The organism is Candidatus Seribacter sulfatis (assembly GCF_964187635.1).
Lineage (GTDB): Bacteria > Verrucomicrobiota > Verrucomicrobiia > Opitutales > Seribacteraceae > Seribacter > Seribacter sulfatis.
The window spans coordinates 1-20,967 of sequence record NZ_CAXLMO010000011.1 but is presented as its reverse complement, the minus strand read 5'-3'; the positions used below and the strand labels follow the sequence as shown (position 1 = coordinate 20,967).

Below are 20,967 nucleotides of genomic sequence, written 5' to 3'. Positions count from 1 at the left end.
TTTGTAGTTGATGAGTAGGGTCGTGCTTACTTTGGAATCGAAGGAAACTTAACCCATTTTTCCTTCGCGTTGGCACTTTTTACAACGGTTTCAATAAAAGCCATTCCAATTATTCCATCGCGAATATCCGGAAAATCATAACCTGATTTACGCGGAAATTTACCCGCAATTTCGTCTTTAATGGCAACGGCAGCAGAATTATACACATTGGCAAACGCCTCAATAAATCCTTCCGGGTGACCGAAAGGAATTCTAGTATTTTCTGCAGCGGCACCAGTTATGTAATCATTCCCTCGACGATAAATTTCCCGGGGTGCACGTGCATCCTTAACGATTAATTCATTCGGGTGTTCCTGGTGCCATTCCAACGATTTCTTGGTGCCGTAGATTCGGATATTTAAATTATTTTCATCTCCGTTTGAAATTTGTGATGCATAAAGAATTCCACGAGCACCTCCTTTAAAACGAACTAGTAAATTACCATCATCATCCAACACACGACCGGGGATGTTAACCGATAAATCTGCACATAAAGAATCGATCTCTAAACCAGAAATATAATGAACCAAATTTTCCGCATGTGTGCCAATATCTCCCATGCAGTTGGAAACTCCTGCAATTTTAGGATCGGCTCGCCAGTTGGAAATTGCTTTGCTCTCCCCCGTTAATGCAGTGATCGCGTATCCTTGAGGATATTCACAGACAACCTTAATGATCTTTCCAAGCTTTCCCTTTTTTACCATATCACGGGCTAATTTAACCATCGGATAGCCCGTGTAATTATGAGTCAATGCAAAGACTTTTTTTGATTTTATAATTACCTTCCTGAGCTCTCTCGCCTGGGCGAGGTCAAGCGTGACTGGCTTATCGCAAATCACATTAAACCCCGCTTTTAGAAAAGTTTTTGCCACATCAAAATGAAGATAGTTTTGCACCACTATACTTACAAAATCAATTCGTTCACCCTCTGGCAACAAGGCTTCTTTCTCGGCCATTTCCTGGTACGATCCGTAGGTTCGGGAGGGATCGATAAAGAAATCTTTTCCCGACTGCTTCGATTTTTTGGGGTCGGATGAAAAAGCACCCGCCACCAATTCGATTTTTCCATCAAGATTTGCTGCTCGTCGATGAACGCCGCCTATGAATGCACCACGCCCGCCTCCAACCATGCCCATTTTTAGTTTTCTATTCATAAATTTCTGGGTCCAATTAAATGATAATCGTCATTGATTTTTCTTATCAAATGCGGAATCAAATGCCATTTCATTGGATTTAAAATCCAGATTTTTTACAAATTCGCAGGATTCTGTGGCGCCATGAAAGCGATCCATCCGACCATCCTCCCACTCAATGGAAAGAGGCCCTGCATAATGAATGTCATTTAAAGCAACTATGATTTCCTCAAAATTCACATCTCCTCTTCCAACGGAGCGAAAATCCCACTGTCGGCGTGGGTCGCAAAATGTGGTGTGACCTCCAAATACTCCAACCGTACCATCCCCGTGCCCCCACCAGGCATCTTTCATATGGGCATGATAAATTCGATCCGAAAAAGTTCGGATGAACTTCACATAGTCAACTCCCTGATATCCAAGATGCGAGGGGTCGTAGTTAAAACCAAATCGCTTGTGGTTTTTAACGGCCTCCAAAGCACGCTGGGCACTGGCAATATCGAAAGCAATTTCAGTCGGATGAACCTCCAAGGCAAAATTTACATTTTGCTTTTCAAATTCTTCCAGAATCGGCCCAAAACGCTTCGCGAAATCTTCAAACCCTTTATCCCAATAGGCCTGATCAGTTGGTGGGAAGGCATAGATTGAATGCCAAATACTGGATCCTGTGAAACCATTCACCACCGCGGGAAAATCATCTTTTTTTCCACGTCCAGGTTTTGCATTTATAAAGTTGCGACATGCCTTGGCAGTTTTTGCCATTTTCTTTGCTGCCCTCTTACGAACTTTCTCAGGATCTCCATCCCCCCAAACATCTGGCGGAAGGATTGATTGATGACGTTCATCAATAGGGTCACAAATTGCCTGCCCCACAAGATGGCTCGATATGGCAAAGCAATCCAGGTTATTATCGGACAAAATTTCCCATCTCTCTTGACAATATTTTTTGGAGATCGCCGCTTTATCTACATCAAAGTGGTCCCCCCAACAGGCTAACTCCAAACCGTCGTAGCCCATTTCTGAAGCTTTTTCAGCAAGCGTTGGTAAAGAAAGATCGGCCCATTGACCGGTAAACAATGTTACTGTTCTTGGCATATAAAAATTGTTAAATTTATAGATTAATTAGTTCCAATAAGGAAGTTTTTACTAAGTGAGGGCAACGCTTTTTTGGTAAAACTATAATTAAATACCAAAAGAGGTAGTTGAATTTGATTTAAAATGAAATTGGATTCAATCGGAGACAAGTATTTTTTGGGCTGTTTTATACCCCAGCGAAAATTTCGGCATTTTTTCAACCTGTAATTCAATGGTATCGGCGACTTTTTCGTTTTTTACAAGCGTCACCATTCTTCCAGGCATCAGGCCTTTCGCCTGAGCAAAATTTAGAAATTCAGGACTTTGATCAAGAATTGATTCAATTTTCATTTTCGTACCCACTAATGAATCTAAGAGGGTTTTTTTGGGTAATCTACGAATAATCCCGTTCTTTGTTGGAATTGGGTGCCCATGTGGGTCATGCCGAGGCTTGCCTAGAAATATGTCCAAACGCTCCAACACCTTCTCCGAAATGGCATGCTCGAGCACCTCCGCTTCATCATGAATTTCGCTCCAATCTAAACCGAGAGTTTCAACTAAGAATGTTTCCAATAATCGATGGCGCCTTATCATTATCATCCCAATCTTCTTGCCCGATGGAGTAAGTCGAACTCCTTTCCGGGATTTATAAGAAAGCCATTTTTCTTTTTGAAGATTCTTCATCATCGAGGTCGCGGTCCCTGGAGTTACGCCAAGCGAAGTCGCAATCATTCCCATCGGAACTTCTCCACGCTCACATTCCATCGATAATTTTAAGATCGACTTGAGGTAGTTTTCAACCGTCGCACTTGGCATGTGGATTATATTGAATGTAATGTCCTATTGACTCAAGGAAAATGATTGCTACACTTTGACTAATCAAAAATAATACTTTTAATAGTCATAAATATTTAATTTATTTACCTAAATACTTTCTTTGGTGCATGCTTTTTTTCTGCTCATTTTTATTGGGGGGATGCGGGGGAGAAACTAGACCCAAAGCAGACTCGGAGTCGAGTAGTTCGAGCAGTGAAAAAATTCGGCTTGTCGTGACCACAACCCAATTGTATGACCTCGCCCAACGATTAACCGGAGATCGTTTTTCCGTCACTTCCCTCATGGGTCCGGGTGTAGACCCTCACATATACAAACCCAGTTCGAGGGACATACTGGCACTTTCCAAGGCCAACCTTGTGGTTTATCATGGAATGCACCTTGAAGGCAGACTAGCAGAAGCACTTAGTCATAGCGAAGAAAACGGCATTTCAACATTCAACGCCACTGGCAGTTTGCCGAACAAGGAAATCATTTACTCAATCTCAGGACACAGCGAACAACAGTACCCAGACCCCCATGTGTGGTTTGATCCAAAGATTTGGTCCTTTATTGTAAACGAATTTACTCGCAGGGTGATTCGCTGTAACCCCTCGGAACAAAAACAATTTGAATCCAGGGCAATTCAAATTTTAGATAGTATTTCCAAAATTGAGGAATGGGGGATAAATGAAATTAAGAAAATACCCAAGGACCAGCGTACCCTAATAACGAGCCATGATGCATTTCAATATTTGGGTCGGGCCATGGGACTACAGGTGATTGCACTACAAGGAATGTCTACCACCACGGAAGCGGGATTAGCTGACCGGGCTAATCTGGTTGACCTTATTCAAGACCATAATATTCCCGCTATCTTTATTGAAAGTAGCGTCAATCCGACTGCGATTCAAGAAATTGCAAAAGAATGTAATGTCGAGGTGGGAGGAGAATTATTTTCGGATGCACTTGGTTCCAACAATCAATTTGCTACCGGGCCAAACGGAATACAATACTCTGTTGGTACCTGGGAAGGAATGATGGTTCACAATATTAACACTATCGTAAAGGCATTACGAAAAAGAAGAAAATGAGTGCCAGTCCACCGTTATTCCCCCTTGAGGTTCATGATTTAACCGTTTCCTACCACACAAAACCAGTATTGTATGGGGTTGATTTACAGATAGAGGAAGGTTCATTAGTGGGAGTAATTGGTCCAAACGGTGCCGGTAAATCGACACTTATAAAAACCATTATGGGAATCGTTCCACCCAGCGGTGGATGGGTAAAAATCTTTGGTCAAAAAGGAAAAAAGGCTTACACGAGAGTCGGATATGTGCCTCAACGCGAATCAGTGGACTGGGATTTTCCTGTCTCAGTATTAGATGTTGTCCTGATGGGTCGATTTGCACATGTGGGATGGTTGAAGCGAGTAAGTAAAAAAGATCGCTCCATTGCTTGTGAATGTCTCGAAAAAGTAAACATGCTTTCATTTGCGGACCGACAAATTGGAAAACTCTCCGGTGGACAACAACAGAGAGTCTTTCTTGCTCGGGCATTGGCACAGGAGAGTGACCTCTACTTAATGGACGAACCCTTCTCAGGAGTGGATGCAGTTACTGAGAATGCGATTATTGAACTACTCAGAGAATTAAAGAATAATGGAAAAACATTACTTGTAGTCCACCATGATTTATCCAATGCGAAAGATTATTTTGATCAGTTGATACTACTCAATATGAGATTGATTGCACATGGAAAAAGGGAAGACACATTCACCAAAGAACTTCTTCAGAAAACATATGGTGGAAGACTTACAGTGTTTACAGAAATTGCAGGACAAGCCGCCAGTAGCCAAACTTCCAACCAATTCCCTCAAAAGCATTTGTGAGGTTATATAACTCCCCGTATAGACTAGTTGTATGAATCTGAATTTTTTTCAATTCGTTCCCTTTTTTCGCACCATTCTTTTTCTTTTTACTGCGGGTAGTCTCCATGCGGAACAGATTGCAGAAGATTCCTCTCTCTCTATTCAAACAGTTCGCTTTCTTTCGCTGACAGATTATTCAGTCCAAATCGTTCTTTTAGGAGTAATATTGATGGGAATGGGGTGCGGGTTAATGGGAGGCTTTGTAGTCACCAGGAAGTTATCCCTTTTTGGTGATACCTTGTCACACGCTGTACTTCCCGGTGTCGCAGTGGGCTTTATATTTAGCCAGTCAAAAAATTCGTTCAGTATTTTAATGGGTGCGATGATTGCCGGTTTCCTAGGAGTATTTCTGATTTCCTTAATCAAAAAAACTACAAAAGTGAGACTTGATAGTGCACTCGGATTGGTACTGTCCGGATTCTATGCAGTGGGAATTTGCTTATTAACTAGAATCCAGAAAATGGAATTTGGAAATCAATCCGGGATTGACCGATACTTGTTTGGTCAAATTACCGGACTGTCGACAGCGGATGTTTTGGGGATGGGAATTTCATGCGTTCTTATTCTTTTACTCACATTTTTATTATACAAAGAAATGTTAGTAACCGGATTTGATCCTGGATTCGCTCGTTCTGTAGGAATACCGGTGGATTTGCTTCAATACATACTTTGGATGTTGTTAGCATTTTCTGTCATTACTTCCCTTCAGGTAGTGGGAGTAATATTGGTTTCCGCATTGTTAATTATACCGGCTGCAACTGCATCGATTATTACCCAAAGAATGAAGTCACTTCTTTTTTGGTCAGCCGGGCTGGGAATTCTAGCCGGAATTGTGGGAACATACTTATCATTTCTGGGCAATCGATTACCGACGGGGCCCTTGATCATATTAACCTCAACAAGTTTTTTTATTATTACCCTTTTCTTACATTTCAGAAATGGTCTTCTTTTCAAATGGATTCGCTCGCGGGGAAAAGAGCAAAAAATCGCAATCGAAAACACATTAAAGGCAATCTACCAAGAATTGGAAAATCATAATTTTTCGGAAGATACAATCACACTTGGAAATCTAGCAAAAAGGAGAAGGATTAATATGCCAGAGGCCCATAAGGAGGTAAAAAACCTGGTTAAAAAAAATCTCGCTTTTCTGCTTCTTAAAAAAAATCAGACACTCCCGAATGAAGATATCTTGTCATTAACCCCAGAGGGTTGGAGTGAAGCATGCAGAATTGTGAGAAACCACAGACTATGGGAGTTGTATTTAACCAATGAAGTTCACTATGCCCCAGACCATGTTCACGAAGATGCGGAAAAAATTGAACATATTTTGGGCGATACAACGGTTCGAAAAATTGAACGAATTTTATCCAATCCAAGACGGGATCCCCATGGAAAATTAATCCCTAGCCAACAAGATATTGAACAGGGGTTTATCGAAAAAAAAGTAATTCGGACTGTATAATGGATCATTTTTTCCCACCCCTTGACTTACTTGATACCTTTGCCATGCCATGGGCATCACCAGAAGATATTATTTGGAACGGGAAAATTGTCGCGATGGGCTTTTTTGTTTGTCTTTCGTGTGGATTAATTGGCGCCTTTATCGTAGTTCGAAAACTCGCCTTGATGGGAGATGCAATTAGTCATGGAATCCTTCCCGGGCTCGCCCTTTCATTTATGATAACTCAATCAAAAGCCTTACTCCCCATGTTCATTGGTGCCTGTATTGCCGGATTGCTATGTAGCCTTTGTATTGAATGGCTTCAAAAAAAATCACCCCTTAAAGCAGATGCAGCTCTTGGCTTAACATTTACCAGTTTTTTTGCTTTAGGCGTCCTGTTAATTACTCAAATGGGAAATAACGCACATATAGATGCAGAGTGTTTACTGTACGGAGAAATTGGATTCACTCCTCTCGCGAAAAATTTAAAATGGGGGGCTATTGAACTTGGTCCCCGTCCCCTTGCGACCATGGCAATGGTTACACTTTTAATCATTTCTATAATGATTGTATTTTACAAGCAATTGCTTGTGACAAGCTTTGATGAAACACTTTCGATATCACTAGGGTTACCAATCAAAGCAATCCATTATGGACTAATGTTGCTCCTTGCTACCACTATTGTCGCAGCATTTGAATCAGTGGGAGTAATTCTTGTCATTGCGATGCTTATCTTTCCCTCCACCACTGCCTCCTTTTTCTTTTCTCGGATGCCAGCAATTTTATTTTCTACAATCCCGTTGGCTTTTATTTATTCTTTCGGAGGATTTTTCTTGGCTCGATGGCTTGATTGCTCGATTGCAGCATCCATGGTTGTAATTGCAATGTTTTGCTTTGGATTGGCATGGCTGTTTGGACCGGTTGATGGTGTAATCCCAAAACTGCTGTATCGGAAAGTATCGGTCTAGAAGAAACCTTCTCGAACAGGCACAAAAAAAGCCTTCGATTTCTCGAAGGCTTTTTTACTAAATTTGAGAGGAACTAAAGTTATCCCTTCTTTTCTTTCTTTCCTTTTCCTTTTGCCAAAGCAATCTTGGAAGCAGTCTTATTTTTGCAATTGCAACCGTCAATGCTTACGCGGGCACCTTTTTTGAGTTTTGTTGGGCAATCAATACCAACCATTTCAGTTTTGCTGCCTACTTGGACTTTCTTTTCCTTTTTTCCTTGAGTAATTGTAAGTGTTTTTGACTCTTCATCGAATCCAACAACCTTGCCGTGAATAGCTTTGGATGGACAACCGGCAAACACAGAACCAGCAAATGCGATAGAGGCGAGTAATAAGAATAATTTTTTCATAGTGGGTAATATATTTTGTTAATATGTTATGTATTAGAAATATCATTCAATGAGCAATTACAAGATAGACAAGGAAGAAGTACTCAATTTTAATAAATTTACTGAACGACCTTACAAGAAATACTAAAACCTAGATTTTCCTACCCCTTGATGAAATTCGTAACGATTTATTTCCTCCTCCTATCCACATTTGCCCTATTAAATGGCCATCCGATCCCTGATATTCCCGTAATTGGTGATTTTGATCAAAACGGGTCCAGTGTGATCACCGTGGAAATTGATACCCGTAGCTTTGCTGATGACCCCGAAGAGGTTCCCATGCTCAGTGGACCCGCTTTTGATAAGCTAACAGCGGAAGAAAAAAAAGACTTACTGCTGGAAGGAAAAAACCTAATTAGGGAGGCTTTGCTTATTAGATTTGATGAAAAAGAATGGTTTTTACCTGACTTTGAATATGACTTTGAAAAAAAAATCGGGGGGAACACCGTTGAAGAAAGTGATACCTTTGTCATCCGGGGATACGCTCGCATAAAGTTAAGTTCGGAATCCCAATCCTATCAAATTCGTGCCAAGGAATCAGCAGTTTATGATATTATATTTACAAACCGGCTAAATGGCATACCACAAAAAAGAGTTAATGTTTTATTTCCTGGAGAAAACAGCTTTACTTTAGATTTGACCAATTTTTTTGGACCGGGAGAGGAAAGTAACAGTACCGAATCATCCAAGTTCGAATATAAAGACACTGCTGATTCGCAAAGCACATTCATTTCATTTCTCCGACAGGGATTTGTCCATGTTGTTCCTCTCGGACTGGATCATATTTTATTTGTCTTCGGTTTATTTCTTTTGTCCAGAAAATGGAAACCCCTGATCTTACAAGTGAGTGCATTCACATTAGCTCACACCCTAACTTTGGGTCTAGCCACATTGGGTATCATTTCAGTTTCTCCCCAAATCGTGGAACCAATTATTGCCGCCAGTATTGCGGTCATCGCTCTGGAAAATATTTTTTTTCCCGGATACAAACCCTATCGTTTAGTAATTGTTTTTATTTTTGGGCTGATTCATGGTCTTGGTTTTGCCGGTGCATTAAGTGGATTTAATCTTGAACCCACCTCCCTGTTACTTGGATTGTTTGGGTTTAACCTAGGCGTTGAGTTTGGACAGCTTGCTTTGCTCATTGCTGCTTATTTGTTAACCGCTCAAATTAAAAATCAGTCAAATTATAGACAATGGATTGTCATACCCGGTTCAATCACTATTGCCCTTTTCGGCATATATTGGACGATTGAACGCATCTTCTTTTAACTGTTATCGAGCTCAATCTTCAAAAAATTGATGTAACTGATCAAAAATCCTTGAACATTCCGTGGTTTTAAAGTTTTAAGGGTGAGTCCAAATTGATGTTTAAAAGAATTCTATATTTCCTTTCTTTTCTTTCAGCACTCACAATAAGCGGTATGCCATTGGCCATCGTTCAAGTGGGAGCGTGGTTGAATATGATCGATGAATTTTATGAGGAAACCCAATCAATCAGTTTATCCGTAGAATGGACATTCAACGGGGATCTCCCCTGTAGTGTCTGTCAATTTGTGAGTGAACAAACAGATTCAGGTAAAAAAGGTTTAACAGCCACAGAGCTTTTTTCGCACAAGTTAAAATTAGCGTCCGAAATATCTGAAATTATTACTGACCATGGACTAAAAATGGTGGGGGAATTATACCCTCCTATCGGGTATGTCTCATCAACCTACGATCCAGCGGAGCTACCTCCTCCGCGAATCAGAGCGTAAGTCATTCTCTCTTCGAACCCGTCTTTCCGCACAATCGCGGAAGAAGCTACAAATTTGCGTAATTAAACTAACGCGCACGGATTCGATTTTTTTACTCTATGTTCTAACTCTTTACACTTTATATAATTATGAAAAAAACTTCTCTCTTCTTTCTTACCATTCTTTTAAATGCCCCCTTTTCCTTTGCTCATGATGAGCCCTGGTCTGCTGCCCGACCCGATGGCCACGCTCCCATCTCCGTAATGGGAGATCATATGCACACCATGGGCGAATGGATGGTATCCTATCGCTTCATGACCATGGAGATGGAGGGACTACTCGATGGATCCAATGATATTAGTGCATCTGATGCGAACACTACTTATGGCTATAATAAGATGATGCTTCCCAAGTCTATGACTATGGATATGCACATGTTTGGTGCGATGCATGCGATTTCTGACAAGTGGACATTAATGTGCATGCTCCACTATTTAGACAACGAAATGACCATGCAGGGTTCAAGTATGGGCAAGATGGAGTCGAACGGAATTGGAGATTTGAAAATCGCGGGCCTTTACGATCTAGCCCGATGGGACTCTGGGCGTCGTATCCATCTCAATATTGGGCTAAGCCTTCCAACCGGTTCCATTGATGAAAAGTCGGGTAACAACACACTCGGCTACGGCATGCAATTAGGTTCGGGAACTTGGGATTTCCATCCTGCAGTAACCTATTTGGCGCAAACTGAGAACTATTCTTACGGGGCACAACTTGGAGGAATTCTTCGAATTGGAGAAAATGATCAGGATTACTCCCTCGGTAACAAATTGGAGGCGGGATTATGGGGAGCTCGTAAGATTACTGATTCCCTTAGTGCATCAGCAAAGCTTGATTACTCCAACCAAGGTGAAGTCGACGGTGCTCACAAGGGATTCACCACCATGCAAAAAAACATGAGCCCAGGTAATCAAGCTACTTCTCAAGGGCGTGATATAACCGCATTAGGTTTAGGCCTTAATTACTATTTTCAAGATGGTGGACTGAAAGGCCATCGCTTGGCTGCAGAATGGGAAACACCCCTCGATCAAAAAGTAAATGGTGTCCAACTGGAACTTGATTCCACATGGACTCTTGGATGGCAGTACGCCTGGTAATTATAAATTATTACCTTTTCCACCCCTTTGACTTTCACTTCAAAGGTCAGAGGGGTGATTTTTTGATCTGAATTTTGCCCTCAATCTATTTTGTTCAAATGAACAGATTTTAGATTAAAACAAAATTTTATAATTTCTTTGATTTTGGCTTCCGGTTTAATTTAAAATAGGTAAGTGTTCAAAGGAGCATAATGTCTAATTTTAAATCACTCGCTTTTTTCTTTCGACCACCGGCGATAGCAAGAGGGTTATGCTTCTTCTTCATCTTTTATTTTGCCTTTCTATATCTCCAAAAGGTTGTGCAGGCCGAAGAAACCTCGGTGCAAACCAATGAGCTAGATCCGTTTGTCATTACCGCCAAGGGAGGATTTGCCACTTCATTGCGTTCATCTCCATGGGCAATTAATAGATTAGAGGGGACCGAGTTGCTATATTCTGCTCGCTCTCTTCCCGAGTCTTTATCCGGCCTTAACTCAGTCATGGTTCAAAAAACCGCACTCGGACAGTCTTCGCCTTACATACGCGGTTTTACCGGTTACCATAATGTTCTGCTAGTAGATGGAATTAGAATTAACCATTCGGCGATGCGTTCTGGTCCAAATCAATACTGGAGTACGGTGGAAATGCTCGGTGCGAACCGCCTTGAAATTGTTCGCGGACCCAATGGTATAATACACGGAGCAGATGCCATTGGAGGTGTCGTTAATATCATATCGAAAGAGCCCCGATTTACAGATGGGGAAATGTCACATAACGGACAATTAATCGGCCGGCTTTCATCAGCCGAACATTCATGGACCGCGGGAGTTAAAGGCAATTTCTCTACACCTGATTGGTTTGCCGAACTATCCCATATTGAACGTTCTTTCGGAGATCTTGAAGGAGGAGCAGATATCGGTGAGCAAGAAAACACCGGCTACGATTCCAGAGGTTCCCAGTTTCGATTGTCCCGTAAATTGAATGAAGATACCCGATTCACTTTTGGATTTCAAAACGTGTTTATGGATAATGTTCCCCGAACCCATAAAACGATAAATGGTTTAACTTGGGAAGGGCTCACTCCGGGTTCCGAAATCTGGCGACAGTTGGATCAGGAAAGAAATCTCTTTTATGGAAAATTTTCCTGGGAAGATGCTGGGGGATTTGCCGATGCAGGCCTGCTGACACTGAGCCTACATAAACATGAACAGGAGCGCCAACGGATGAGAGGGTCAGTAAGCGGTTTGGCTACTGGTGGAGATTTCCAATATTTCGGGCTCGAAGATCTCGGATTTTCATCCCGGTTTGAAACCGATGATCCATGGGGAGGGCGGCTGGCATACGGTGTAGAATGGCAAAGAGAATCCCTGTATTCCGGTGGTTACAAGTTTAATAGCTCACAAATAAAGAGTGCGGAATTAGTCCAAGGCCCTCTTGCCGCAGATGCCCACTATGACCGATTTGCTTTTTACCTAAGTGACAACTTCCTACTTGGTGATTGGAGTGTTGAACCTGGAATTCGCTTTTCTTCGATTCAAGCTGACCTTGAACGCTATTATCTCAAGAACAGCGATTCTTCGACTCTGCAACCATCCGAGAAAAAAAATTATAAGGAACTGATTGGAAGCATACGGGCAAGCAGAGAGGTCATGCAGGGTAACTTTCTCTTTCTTGGTCTGTCTGAGGGATTTCGTCCGCCTAGTTTATATGACCTTACTTCCACGGATGAGACCAGTGCAGTAGAACGGCCAAATACCTCACTTGATTCAGAAAGTTTCTTACAAGCAGAAATGGGTTTTAAAGGAAGCTCCGATTCATGGAATTGGGAAGCTTCCTATTATCATACCTGGATTAATGATATGATTGTACGCTCGCCAATTGAATCTGGAAAATCAGATGTTCTAAAAGCCAATGCAAACGGCTTTATTCATGGATTGGAAATTCAAGTTGGGCACGACTGGTCCCCTTCATGGAGCTCACAATTTCGGATTTCGTTAATCGATTCAGAGGTGGAACAATTGCGAGATAATAACGCAACTGGATCTATTACTGTTGACGGTCGAAACTACGACCCAATTGACCGGGCAACCACCCGGCTCATGCCCCCGCAGTTTCATTTTGTTACCCGTTATGCTCCTCCAAAGTCTAATTGGTGGGGAGACATTTCCATTTTGGCAGTGGGGAAGGCGGATGATCTGTCATTAAAAGATGAAACAGATTCCTCCCGAATTCCCTCGAATGGAACTCCTGGTTACGCGGTAGTCGGAATAAGTGGTGGACGAAAATGGGGAGATAATTCATCCGTTTTCCTTGCGGTGGAAAACCTGGGTGATATTGACTACCGGGTGCATGGTTCTGGCTTAAATGGAAGTGGTCGAAACTTTATACTTTCATTCTCCCGCTCATTCTAAAGTGTTTTATAAACACAATAATTTTTAAGTGATATTTTCTTTTTGCGGACAGTAAGAAGAAAAAATTCATAAAACATTTTTTCATAACACCAATAAAATAAGGGATACCTTCCAAAAAAAAATCTAGTTTTTTATTACTTTATGGGTGAAACTTTTTATATGAATTTGTAGTTTATTTATTGTTATGAAAACTATATTTTTTGCCCCACTGGTTTTTCTGATTACTTTACAGTTTACATTGTATGCAGCCCTTCCAGGGGATATATTTTCCTCTTCGATTATCCAAGCTGAAGCAGTGGCGATCGATAAAATCCTCAACAGCACATACCAAAAGAGAAATGTCAAAATTCCCGCTAAGATAGACGAATCAGCGTTGGTTAGAAGATTGTACCTTTCCTTGGTTGGAAGAATTCCCACTTTTGAGGAAATAAATTCCTACCTCTCCGACACATCAGTCCAAAAAAAGTCTCAGCTTATTGAAAAACTGACCGAGTCGTCAGGCTATAATAGCCATATGTTTAACTGGTGGGCTGATTTACTTAGATTAAAATCACGAATGCGTGGCGGTAACCAGATACAAGCCGGTCAACTTTACAATCACTGGGTAAAAGAACAGGTCGTACAAAATGTACCCTTTGACCAAATGACATATTCTTTAGTAACTGCAGAGGGATACCCGTGGGAAAACGGAGCCGTTGGCTATTACCTACGGGACACAGGCATGCCCCTTGATAATATGTCCAACACCGCTCAAATCTTTCTTGGAACACAAATGGTTTGTGCGCAATGCCATAACCACCCTTTTGATAAGTGGACCCAAATGGAATACTACAAGATGGCATCCTTTACCTACGGGATTTCCACCCGTATGGGACAGGGGTTACAAAAGAAAATTGGGCAGTATTTTTATCAACAAACCAAAGGGTTATCGAAAGCAGAAAAGAAAAAGTTAGGGAATTCTCAAAAAGCACAGGTGCTCAGAAAGGCGATTCAAGAAATGGTACAGCCCCTTCGATATGGAGCCACTCATACTGGCCGAAAACTCAATTTGCCCCATGATTATCAATACGAGGATGCAAAACCCAAAACAGTGGTGAATTCCGAACCTATTTTTGCACCAGACTCCCTGAATAAAGAAATAGAAAATCCTGTTAATGCGTATGGCCAATGGATCATCTCAACCAATAATCCACGCTTCACTAAAGTAATTTCAAATAGAATGTGGAAGAAAGTATTTGGCCGTGGAATCATAGAACCTGTGGACGATTTACGTGACGATTCAGAATCTTCCATTCCTGAATTATTAACTCACTTAGAATCGCTCATGGTTCGTGTGAAGTATGACCTTAAAGAATTTCAAAAGATCCTGCACAATGTGGAAGCCTTTGAAAGAGAGGCTACGGGTCGTGAACTTACCAATGTCGAAAAATATTATTTTGAAGCACCTATCCTTAAGCGCATGAGTGCTGAGCAACTGTGGGATTCGATTGTTGCCCTTTCCATTCCCGAGGTTGATGAGAGAAAAGCGGATTCCTCAAAAGTTGAACTTCGACTCAAAAACTTTGCGAATTATCAAAAGCAGGTTGACGACTTGAGCGAGAAAAAATTCGTTCAACTCGCCAAAAAAGGTGCTAAAGAGAATGCCCGAATCAATAATAATATGAATGAGATTCAGCTTAAAATTCGAGAAGCACAGGAAGCAGATGATAGACAAGCTGTATCAATGCTAAGACGGGAATATGGAAAAAAACGAAACGAACAAAAGTCCCTTTTTGCAGGTTTGGTAATGGGTTCCGAATTTGATGTCCAATCTCTTTATCGTGGTGGCAAAAGTAAAACTTCTTCCGATCCTAGATGGAAGGGATATTCCGGAAATTTAATGCGTGCTTCAGAAATTGAAACTCCTGCCCCCCCCGGCCATTTCCTTCGAGAATTCGGCCAATCAGATCGTGAGGTCATTGAAAATGCGTCAAGTGAATCATCCGTGCCCCAAGCACTCACTCTCCTCAACGGGGTTTTTTACAAAGCCCTATTTGATCCTAAGTCTCCCCTTTCCAAAAATCTTCTCCAAGCCGAATCCTCAGAGGAAAAAATTAAGGTGCTCTTTCTTTCCATCTTAAATCGAAATCCTTCAGCCCAAGAACTTACCCAATCCCTTGCCATGGTGACAAGTTCTCCGAAGGTTCCCTATCAGATACCACTCCCCAAAAAAGTAAGTCCTGAAAAAAAGAAGAAGTACTTGAATTCGATCGAAGGTAAAAAACAAAAGCTTTCCTACTATAACGATCGTGATTTTCGTGGCATCGCCTGGTCATTAATTAACACAAGGCAATTTTCCTTCATTCAATAAAATACTCAACTCAGCAAAATCATGAGCACCACAATTAAAAAATCAGACGAATTGGAACGTAGACGCTTTATGAGCTTAGCTGCAAAAGGTCTTCTGGGAGTAAGTATTTTACCTTGGGCAAACTCACTATCGCTTCAGGGGGCCGGTCTAGGATTAAACCGTCCACTCAATCACGCCCCCAAAGCAAAAAATGTCATTTACCTATACATGTCAGGTGGAATGACCCATCTTGACACCTTCGACCCTAAGCCCGGTACCGAAACTGGAGGCCCGACACAATCAATTAAAACACAGGCAGAAGGCATCCAACTTGCGGAAAACCTTCCCCTGCTTGCCAACCATGCGAAAAAAATTGCTGTAGTTCGAGGAATGAGTTCTACAAAAGGGGCTCACGAACAGGGCAACTATTTTATGCATACTAGTTATGCACAACGAGCGACAATTAAACATCCTACCATGGGTTCCTGGATGACCAAGCTCGACGGTCGCTTTAACCCTACCCTACCCGGTGCGGTTGTCGTAAATGGAGGAAGCCGGCACCCGCTTTCTGGATTTCTTCCCTCCTCTCATCAACCACTTGCTATCGGAGACCCAGAAGCCGGGCTGCGAAACAGTAAAATGCATCCGGGACTAACTAATAATACTTTTGAAAAACGACTCGATTTTTCTCAAAAAATAGATGAGGCATTCGTGAAGAAGTATAGTTCTGCAAAAGTAAATTCCTATGCGGATATGTACGATGACGCCATTCGTTTAATGAAGAGCGGTGATCTCTCGGCATTTGATCTTAGTAAAGAAACAGCACAGGCAAGAGAATCCTATGGGGAAGATAGATTTGGGCAGGGCGTATTGCTTGCCCGGCGCCTTGTTGAACGACAAGTTAGATTTGTAGAAGTTCAACTTGGAGGATGGGATACGCATCAAAATAACTTTTCCCGAGTTCCTGAACAGAGTGCGATTTTAGACCAGGCACTTTCTGCCTTGTTAGCTGATTTAGAACAAAGAGGAATGCTCGAAGAAACTTTGGTTGTACTCGCAACTGAATTTGGACGCACTCCAAACATTAATGTTAATGATGGCCGCGATCATTACCCCAAGGCTTTTTCATGCATGCTGGCAGGAGGAGGGATTAAAGGTGGTCAAGTCTGGGGCAAAACCGATAAGGAGGGGAGAGAAGTAATTGAACAAAAGGTCGAGATTCCTGATTTTAATGCAACCATTGCATTCGCACTTGGCCTCCCTCTGGACGAAATTGTCTATTCTCCGACTCGCCGTCCATTTACCTTATCTGATAAAGGACAGCCCATTACCCAATTAATTTAATTTCGTAACTACTTTCGGTTTTTCGGCCGTTTATACATCTGAAAGATTGAATGTTTTTTATTTCACTCTTTACCATCGGGACGATTTGAGATGATATATCGATCTTTATACTTAATTACCATTAACTCTAAATCCAATAAATTATGAAGAAGTATTTCGCGTTGCTCGTGTTCCTGCTTCCCTTTGTTATGTCAGCAGCAAAAACAGAAAAATTAGATCCTGAAAACACCTTAACCATTGAACTTAAGGATGGAAAAGTGGTCATTGAATTGTTTAAAGACGATGCCCCAAATCATGTTGAAAGAATCAAGAAACTAGCAAGCGATGGCAAGTATGACGGCGTTGTCTTTCATCGGGTAATTGAAGGTTTTATGGCCCAAACGGGAGATGTGGAGCATGGTAATTCAAAAAATTATAAAGCTAGTCGAGTGGGAACCGGGGGTTCTGATCTACCTGATTTAAAAGAGGAATTTAACGAACGGGAACATGTGAAAGGAACTTGCTCGATGGCAAGATCATCAAGTCCGAACAGTGCAAATAGCCAGTTCTTTATTTGTTTCGATAATTCTTCCTTTCTCGACGGGCAGTATACCGTTTGGGGACAAGTAGTGGAAGGGATTGAATTTGTAGATAATATCAAACTTGGTTCCAGTTCTGACAATGGTTCTGTGGATGATCCCGATGTAATGATTAAAGTCACAGTTGGATCTGCCAAAAAAGCAAAGAAGAAAGCTTCCCCCAAGAAGAAGAAAGAAAAATAGTATTGCTTAGTCCCTTTTACAGGGATGGACCAATAATATTCTCGCAGTCCAAGTGGTAGAGTCCCACGAAAAATTCTTCATCCCATCGTTCCTCCACCGTTAGGTTGCCATTGACCCGTATGATTTGGTCCATCAATACCTCTACGCCATCGGAGGAACTCACTACCACCCATCCATTTGCCTCTGGGCTTTTACCAAAACAACAACTCATTTGATCTGGCAAAAGAAGAAATTCTTTCACCATGTTGTTTTCGTCCACTACCGTGGGAAGCATAAAGCCTTCGACTGCTACCGTTTTGCCAGATTTCTCCCTGAGATTTTTAGGAACCCTTTGTGAGTAAGAGGCAAAGTCGAAATCTTTCCCGTCGCGCTCCCAATTCACATCATAAGTAAAGCCAGAGATATCACGAAAGGCCAAGGGTTCAAATATACTATTTTCATCTATTGGTGGCAAGTGATTGGCAATTGATTCGTTTGCATCTTCTGGCCTATTGGGCTGTGCTACTCCATTAAGAATAATTCCTTCCTCAATCGATTCCTCCAATCGCTCCACAGGGACCAATGGTTCAGGTTGAGAATCTAAACGAGAAAAATTGGATTCGTTACTATCAAGTTCAACAGTTAAAATGGATTCAACGATAATGGGCTCCCCAACTGGAATGATGGTTTGAGCCACGTCTTCTTCCTCCTCTTTTCCGCAGGAGAAAAGAAAAATAGATATTAGGAATAAATAAATTTTTGGTGGCATCACACTTTCAAGTTAGCTGAGTGGTAATTTCTCGCAAGTTCTTATGATTCAAACCTCTCGATAAATAATCTGAAAGAGTGCTAACTGGAGGGACGAAGATTCTTACTGATATCGACCCGATATGCCATCCAGGCAGGTGGTATTCCACTAATCAATCCAAGGAGAACGATTACCAAAAATACATATACAAAAGTAAGATCAAAAGAGAATGGATCTAATAAAACACCCGTTTGCTCACGGATGAAGTGCGACGCGACTCCATTCATTATCAAATAAACCAGAAAGGAACCTAAAGCCCCAACCAAAGAAATGAGTAAGGACTGCCCAAGGACCACATTCGTAATAAAATACCGACTCGCTCCCAGGGAGCGGAGAATCGCAAATTCTCGCTTCCTTTCGTTCATTGAATTTCGTAATACTGATAAAATAATTAAACAAGCCACACTACCAACAAGATAGGCGATCCATTCCAGTACTTTTTCGAACCAAGTTAGACGATCAAAAAATTCTGCAAGAGTTGCCGCAATCGGCCATGCAAATGTGGCTTGATTTCCCTGCTTGTTATACTTCATCTCCAAGGCAAAACCAGCAGCTCCCCGCAATTTAACCAATACCGCACTGACTGAAGTGGAATACTCACTTGCATGACCCTCCATGAACTGAATTCCTTTAATAGGAACCCAAATTACCTTATCTGCAGGAGTTCCAGTTGCACTTAATATCCCCACGATCACATACACTTCGTCATGCTTACTTTCTTCCCGAAAAGTTAATCCGTGGTATGGTTGAAAGCGATCGCCCACCTTGAGCCCTAATTTATTGGCTACAAAATTTCCGACAAGTGCTTCTTTCGCATTACTGGAAAAGAGCCTTCCGCCTTTCTCAATCTGGTACTTGACGCCCTTCTTCCATTCGTGCTCATCAAATAAAGAAGGTTCCGTTCCCACGAGTCGATAACCCATAAAGTTATCACCTACGGCCAATGGGTACGCTTCTTTCACTCCCGGTGTATTTTTAATAATTTCGTATTGCTCCCATTCAAGATTTCCCGGAGAGGCTTCCAGATGAAAAATGGCATTAAGAATGAGTTGAAGTTTGGATCCACGGGCTCCCAACACTGCATCAAACCCGCTAGATGAAAGTGTAAATGCATTTTGAGCACCCTCTTTTATTTTCCACGTCCCTAAAAATAATCCTCCCGACATCGCAATCGCAAGAGATGCCACTAAAGAAGAAAATGCATATTGCCTCACTCCCCTTGTACAAAGTGCGAAAAGAGCTTGTATACTGCTCATACTTCCCCCTTCACACAATTAGACTTACTTACTTCTTCCCAATTTTCTTGCCGGTCAAAATTTTGAATTACTTTTTCATCATGGCTTACCAAAAATAAAGTAGTTTTCGACTCCCTGCATAATTCGCATAAAAGCTCCATCGATTTTGCCGCATTCACGGGATCCAGGTTCCCTGTTGGTTCATCGGCCAACACTAATTTGGGCTGGTTAATAAGTGCTCGCGCCAAAGCTACCCTTTGTTGCTGGCCAATCGATAATTGGTGAGGGTAATAGTTTATTCTTTTACCCAGTCCTACCCTATCCAGCAATTCATAGGGGTCACTTTGATTGGAATGATCTGCGAAAGACATAGTAAGTTGCAGGTTTTCCAAACAAGTAAACCCTTGAAGCAGGTTAAAGGATTGAAAGACATAACCAATTAATCTAGCCCGGAGTAAATCACGGCTAGAATCTGTCATTTGAGAAACATTCTTTCCGTTTATTTGAATTTGACCTCGGTCCGGAGAAAGAATTCCGGCAATAAGGTGCAAAAATGTGGTTTTCCCGGATCCACTTTCTCCCCTCATTCCGCAAAATTCTGCTTCATTAAGAGTGAAATTTTCAACATCCACCACGCACAAGGAATCTCCCTCTGGTGCGAGAAAGGATTTCCTTAACTGCTCAATCTTTAATAGACTCATTGTGCAATCTATCTCAACAAACCAATCCTATAAGGCAAGCAGTATGCTATCGGTAAGCCAATTTTCCAAATTTGAAACCGATATTAAATTCGATTATATTACATTGTTCAGGGCTTGAACAATATTTAATGAGTCATTTCCAATCCGCTCCATTTCATTCAAGATATCGACATAGATCATCTCCGCCTTTAAATTTTCCTTATCTTGCATTCTTTTAACTGCATTCTTCCGTAAGGATTTTCGGGAAGCATCAATTCGGTCTTCAATCTCTTCTGCCTTTTGAATTTCCGGGATACTACCATCCTTTAAATGGGTCTGGTATAATTCCATGAAATCAAGGATTTGCTCCGAAAATACTTTGATTTCGCGCAAAGTTTCTTGAGGAAGAACACGATTTTTTCGGTACTTACGGTGTGCTAGTTGAACGAGACGATGACAACAGTCACCAATATCCTCAAGTTCGCCAGTTACCCTTAACAGAGAGGCTACGCGAAGGGCACGCTCACCTGCTAGGCTTTCAGTTGTACAGTAAATTAGGCTCTGGGTAACATCAAACGCGAGCTCATCACATTTATTTTCAAGTTCTTTCAATTCCTTTATGAGATCGCTTTTGTCGATGTCAGGACTTTCAAATACTTCCACAAAACCTTCAAACATGTATCGGGAAATTGCGGCCAAGCGATCTATTTCTGCTTCAACAAG

At 41.6% G+C, this 20,967-nt stretch carries 19 protein-coding genes; 11 read left to right on the top strand and 8 right to left on the bottom strand.

Annotated elements, in window-relative coordinates; translation table 11 throughout:
* Positions 1-26: 26 nt before the first annotated feature.
* The 3 genes from ACKPQ5_RS01195 to ACKPQ5_RS01185 form a co-directional block, all read right to left on the bottom strand.
* On the bottom strand, positions 27-1,193 hold the full coding sequence (locus ACKPQ5_RS01195; RefSeq protein ID WP_407677262.1) for a Gfo/Idh/MocA family oxidoreductase: 1,167 nt from the start codon (positions 1,191-1,193) through the stop codon (positions 27-29).
* Between the two features lie 30 nt (positions 1,194-1,223).
* A complete protein-coding gene (locus ACKPQ5_RS01190) occupies positions 1,224-2,267 on the bottom strand; it encodes a sugar phosphate isomerase/epimerase family protein (protein ID WP_407677261.1) in 1,044 nt (347 codons plus the stop codon).
* 135 nt (positions 2,268-2,402) lie between these two features.
* Positions 2,403-3,062, bottom strand: coding sequence for a metal-dependent transcriptional regulator (locus ACKPQ5_RS01185; RefSeq protein ID WP_407677260.1), 660 nt, complete (start codon positions 3,060-3,062; stop codon positions 2,403-2,405).
* A 128-nt stretch (positions 3,063-3,190) separates the two neighbouring features.
* On the opposite strand from ACKPQ5_RS01185, the gene ACKPQ5_RS01180 reads away from it, so the two are divergent.
* From ACKPQ5_RS01180 to ACKPQ5_RS01165, 4 genes are read left to right on the top strand one after another with little or no spacing between them, the layout of a single operon-like run.
* Complete coding sequence (locus ACKPQ5_RS01180; protein ID WP_407677259.1) at positions 3,191-4,153, top strand: metal ABC transporter solute-binding protein, Zn/Mn family; 963 nt, start codon at positions 3,191-3,193, stop codon at positions 4,151-4,153.
* Entirely contained in the window at positions 4,150-4,950 is an 801-nt protein-coding gene (locus ACKPQ5_RS01175) for a metal ABC transporter ATP-binding protein (RefSeq protein ID WP_407677258.1), read from the top strand. The genes ACKPQ5_RS01180 and ACKPQ5_RS01175 overlap by 4 nt, the downstream gene beginning before the upstream one ends.
* A gap of 31 nt (positions 4,951-4,981) precedes the next feature.
* A complete protein-coding gene (locus ACKPQ5_RS01170) occupies positions 4,982-6,451 on the top strand; it encodes a metal ABC transporter permease (RefSeq protein ID WP_407677257.1) in 1,470 nt (489 codons plus the stop codon).
* Positions 6,451-7,398, top strand: a complete 948-nt coding sequence (locus tag ACKPQ5_RS01165; RefSeq protein ID WP_407677256.1) for a metal ABC transporter permease — start codon at positions 6,451-6,453, stop codon at positions 7,396-7,398. Before ACKPQ5_RS01170 ends, ACKPQ5_RS01165 begins: the two co-directional genes overlap by 1 nt.
* 79 nt (positions 7,399-7,477) lie before the next feature.
* Here ACKPQ5_RS01165 and ACKPQ5_RS01160 read toward each other — a convergent pair whose 3' ends face one another.
* Entirely contained in the window at positions 7,478-7,786 is a 309-nt protein-coding gene (locus ACKPQ5_RS01160) for a hypothetical protein (RefSeq protein ID WP_407677255.1), read from the bottom strand.
* Positions 7,787-7,936: 150 nt separating this feature from the next.
* Between ACKPQ5_RS01160 and ACKPQ5_RS01155 the strand changes: the two genes are divergently transcribed.
* From ACKPQ5_RS01155 to ACKPQ5_RS01125, 7 genes are all read left to right on the top strand, one after another.
* A complete protein-coding gene (locus ACKPQ5_RS01155) occupies positions 7,937-9,097 on the top strand; it encodes a HupE/UreJ family protein (protein WP_407677254.1) in 1,161 nt (386 codons plus the stop codon).
* A gap of 95 nt (positions 9,098-9,192) precedes the next feature.
* Positions 9,193-9,582, top strand: coding sequence for a hypothetical protein (locus ACKPQ5_RS01150; protein ID WP_407677253.1), 390 nt, complete (start codon positions 9,193-9,195; stop codon positions 9,580-9,582).
* Positions 9,583-9,710: 128 nt separating this feature from the next.
* A complete protein-coding gene (locus tag ACKPQ5_RS01145) occupies positions 9,711-10,718 on the top strand; it encodes a transporter family protein (protein WP_407677252.1) in 1,008 nt (335 codons plus the stop codon).
* Between the two features lie 191 nt (positions 10,719-10,909).
* Positions 10,910-13,108, top strand: a complete 2,199-nt coding sequence (locus ACKPQ5_RS01140; RefSeq protein WP_407677251.1) for a TonB-dependent receptor — start codon at positions 10,910-10,912, stop codon at positions 13,106-13,108.
* Between the two features lie 184 nt (positions 13,109-13,292).
* Complete coding sequence (locus ACKPQ5_RS01135; RefSeq protein WP_407677250.1) at positions 13,293-15,458, top strand: DUF1549 domain-containing protein; 2,166 nt, start codon at positions 13,293-13,295, stop codon at positions 15,456-15,458.
* Between the two features lie 21 nt (positions 15,459-15,479).
* On the top strand, positions 15,480-16,781 hold the full coding sequence (locus tag ACKPQ5_RS01130; RefSeq protein ID WP_407677249.1) for a DUF1501 domain-containing protein: 1,302 nt from the start codon (positions 15,480-15,482) through the stop codon (positions 16,779-16,781).
* 143 nt (positions 16,782-16,924) lie between these two features.
* On the top strand, positions 16,925-17,542 hold the full coding sequence (locus ACKPQ5_RS01125; RefSeq protein WP_407677248.1) for a peptidylprolyl isomerase: 618 nt from the start codon (positions 16,925-16,927) through the stop codon (positions 17,540-17,542).
* Positions 17,543-17,558: 16 nt separating this feature from the next.
* On the opposite strand, the gene ACKPQ5_RS01120 is transcribed toward ACKPQ5_RS01125, so the two are convergent.
* The 4 genes from ACKPQ5_RS01120 to ACKPQ5_RS01105 all read right to left on the bottom strand — a co-directional run.
* Positions 17,559-18,290, bottom strand: coding sequence for a DUF3299 domain-containing protein (locus ACKPQ5_RS01120; protein WP_407677247.1), 732 nt, complete (start codon positions 18,288-18,290; stop codon positions 17,559-17,561).
* A gap of 80 nt (positions 18,291-18,370) precedes the next feature.
* Entirely contained in the window at positions 18,371-19,585 is a 1,215-nt protein-coding gene (locus ACKPQ5_RS01115) for an ABC transporter permease (RefSeq protein WP_407677246.1), read from the bottom strand.
* Positions 19,582-20,265, bottom strand: coding sequence for an ABC transporter ATP-binding protein (locus ACKPQ5_RS01110; protein WP_407677245.1), 684 nt, complete (start codon positions 20,263-20,265; stop codon positions 19,582-19,584). The genes ACKPQ5_RS01115 and ACKPQ5_RS01110 overlap by 4 nt, the downstream gene beginning before the upstream one ends.
* Before the next feature lie 93 nt (positions 20,266-20,358).
* Positions 20,359-20,967, bottom strand: a 609-nt coding sequence (locus ACKPQ5_RS01105) for a PhoU domain-containing protein (RefSeq protein WP_407677244.1), incomplete at its 5' end; no start/stop codon positions are given.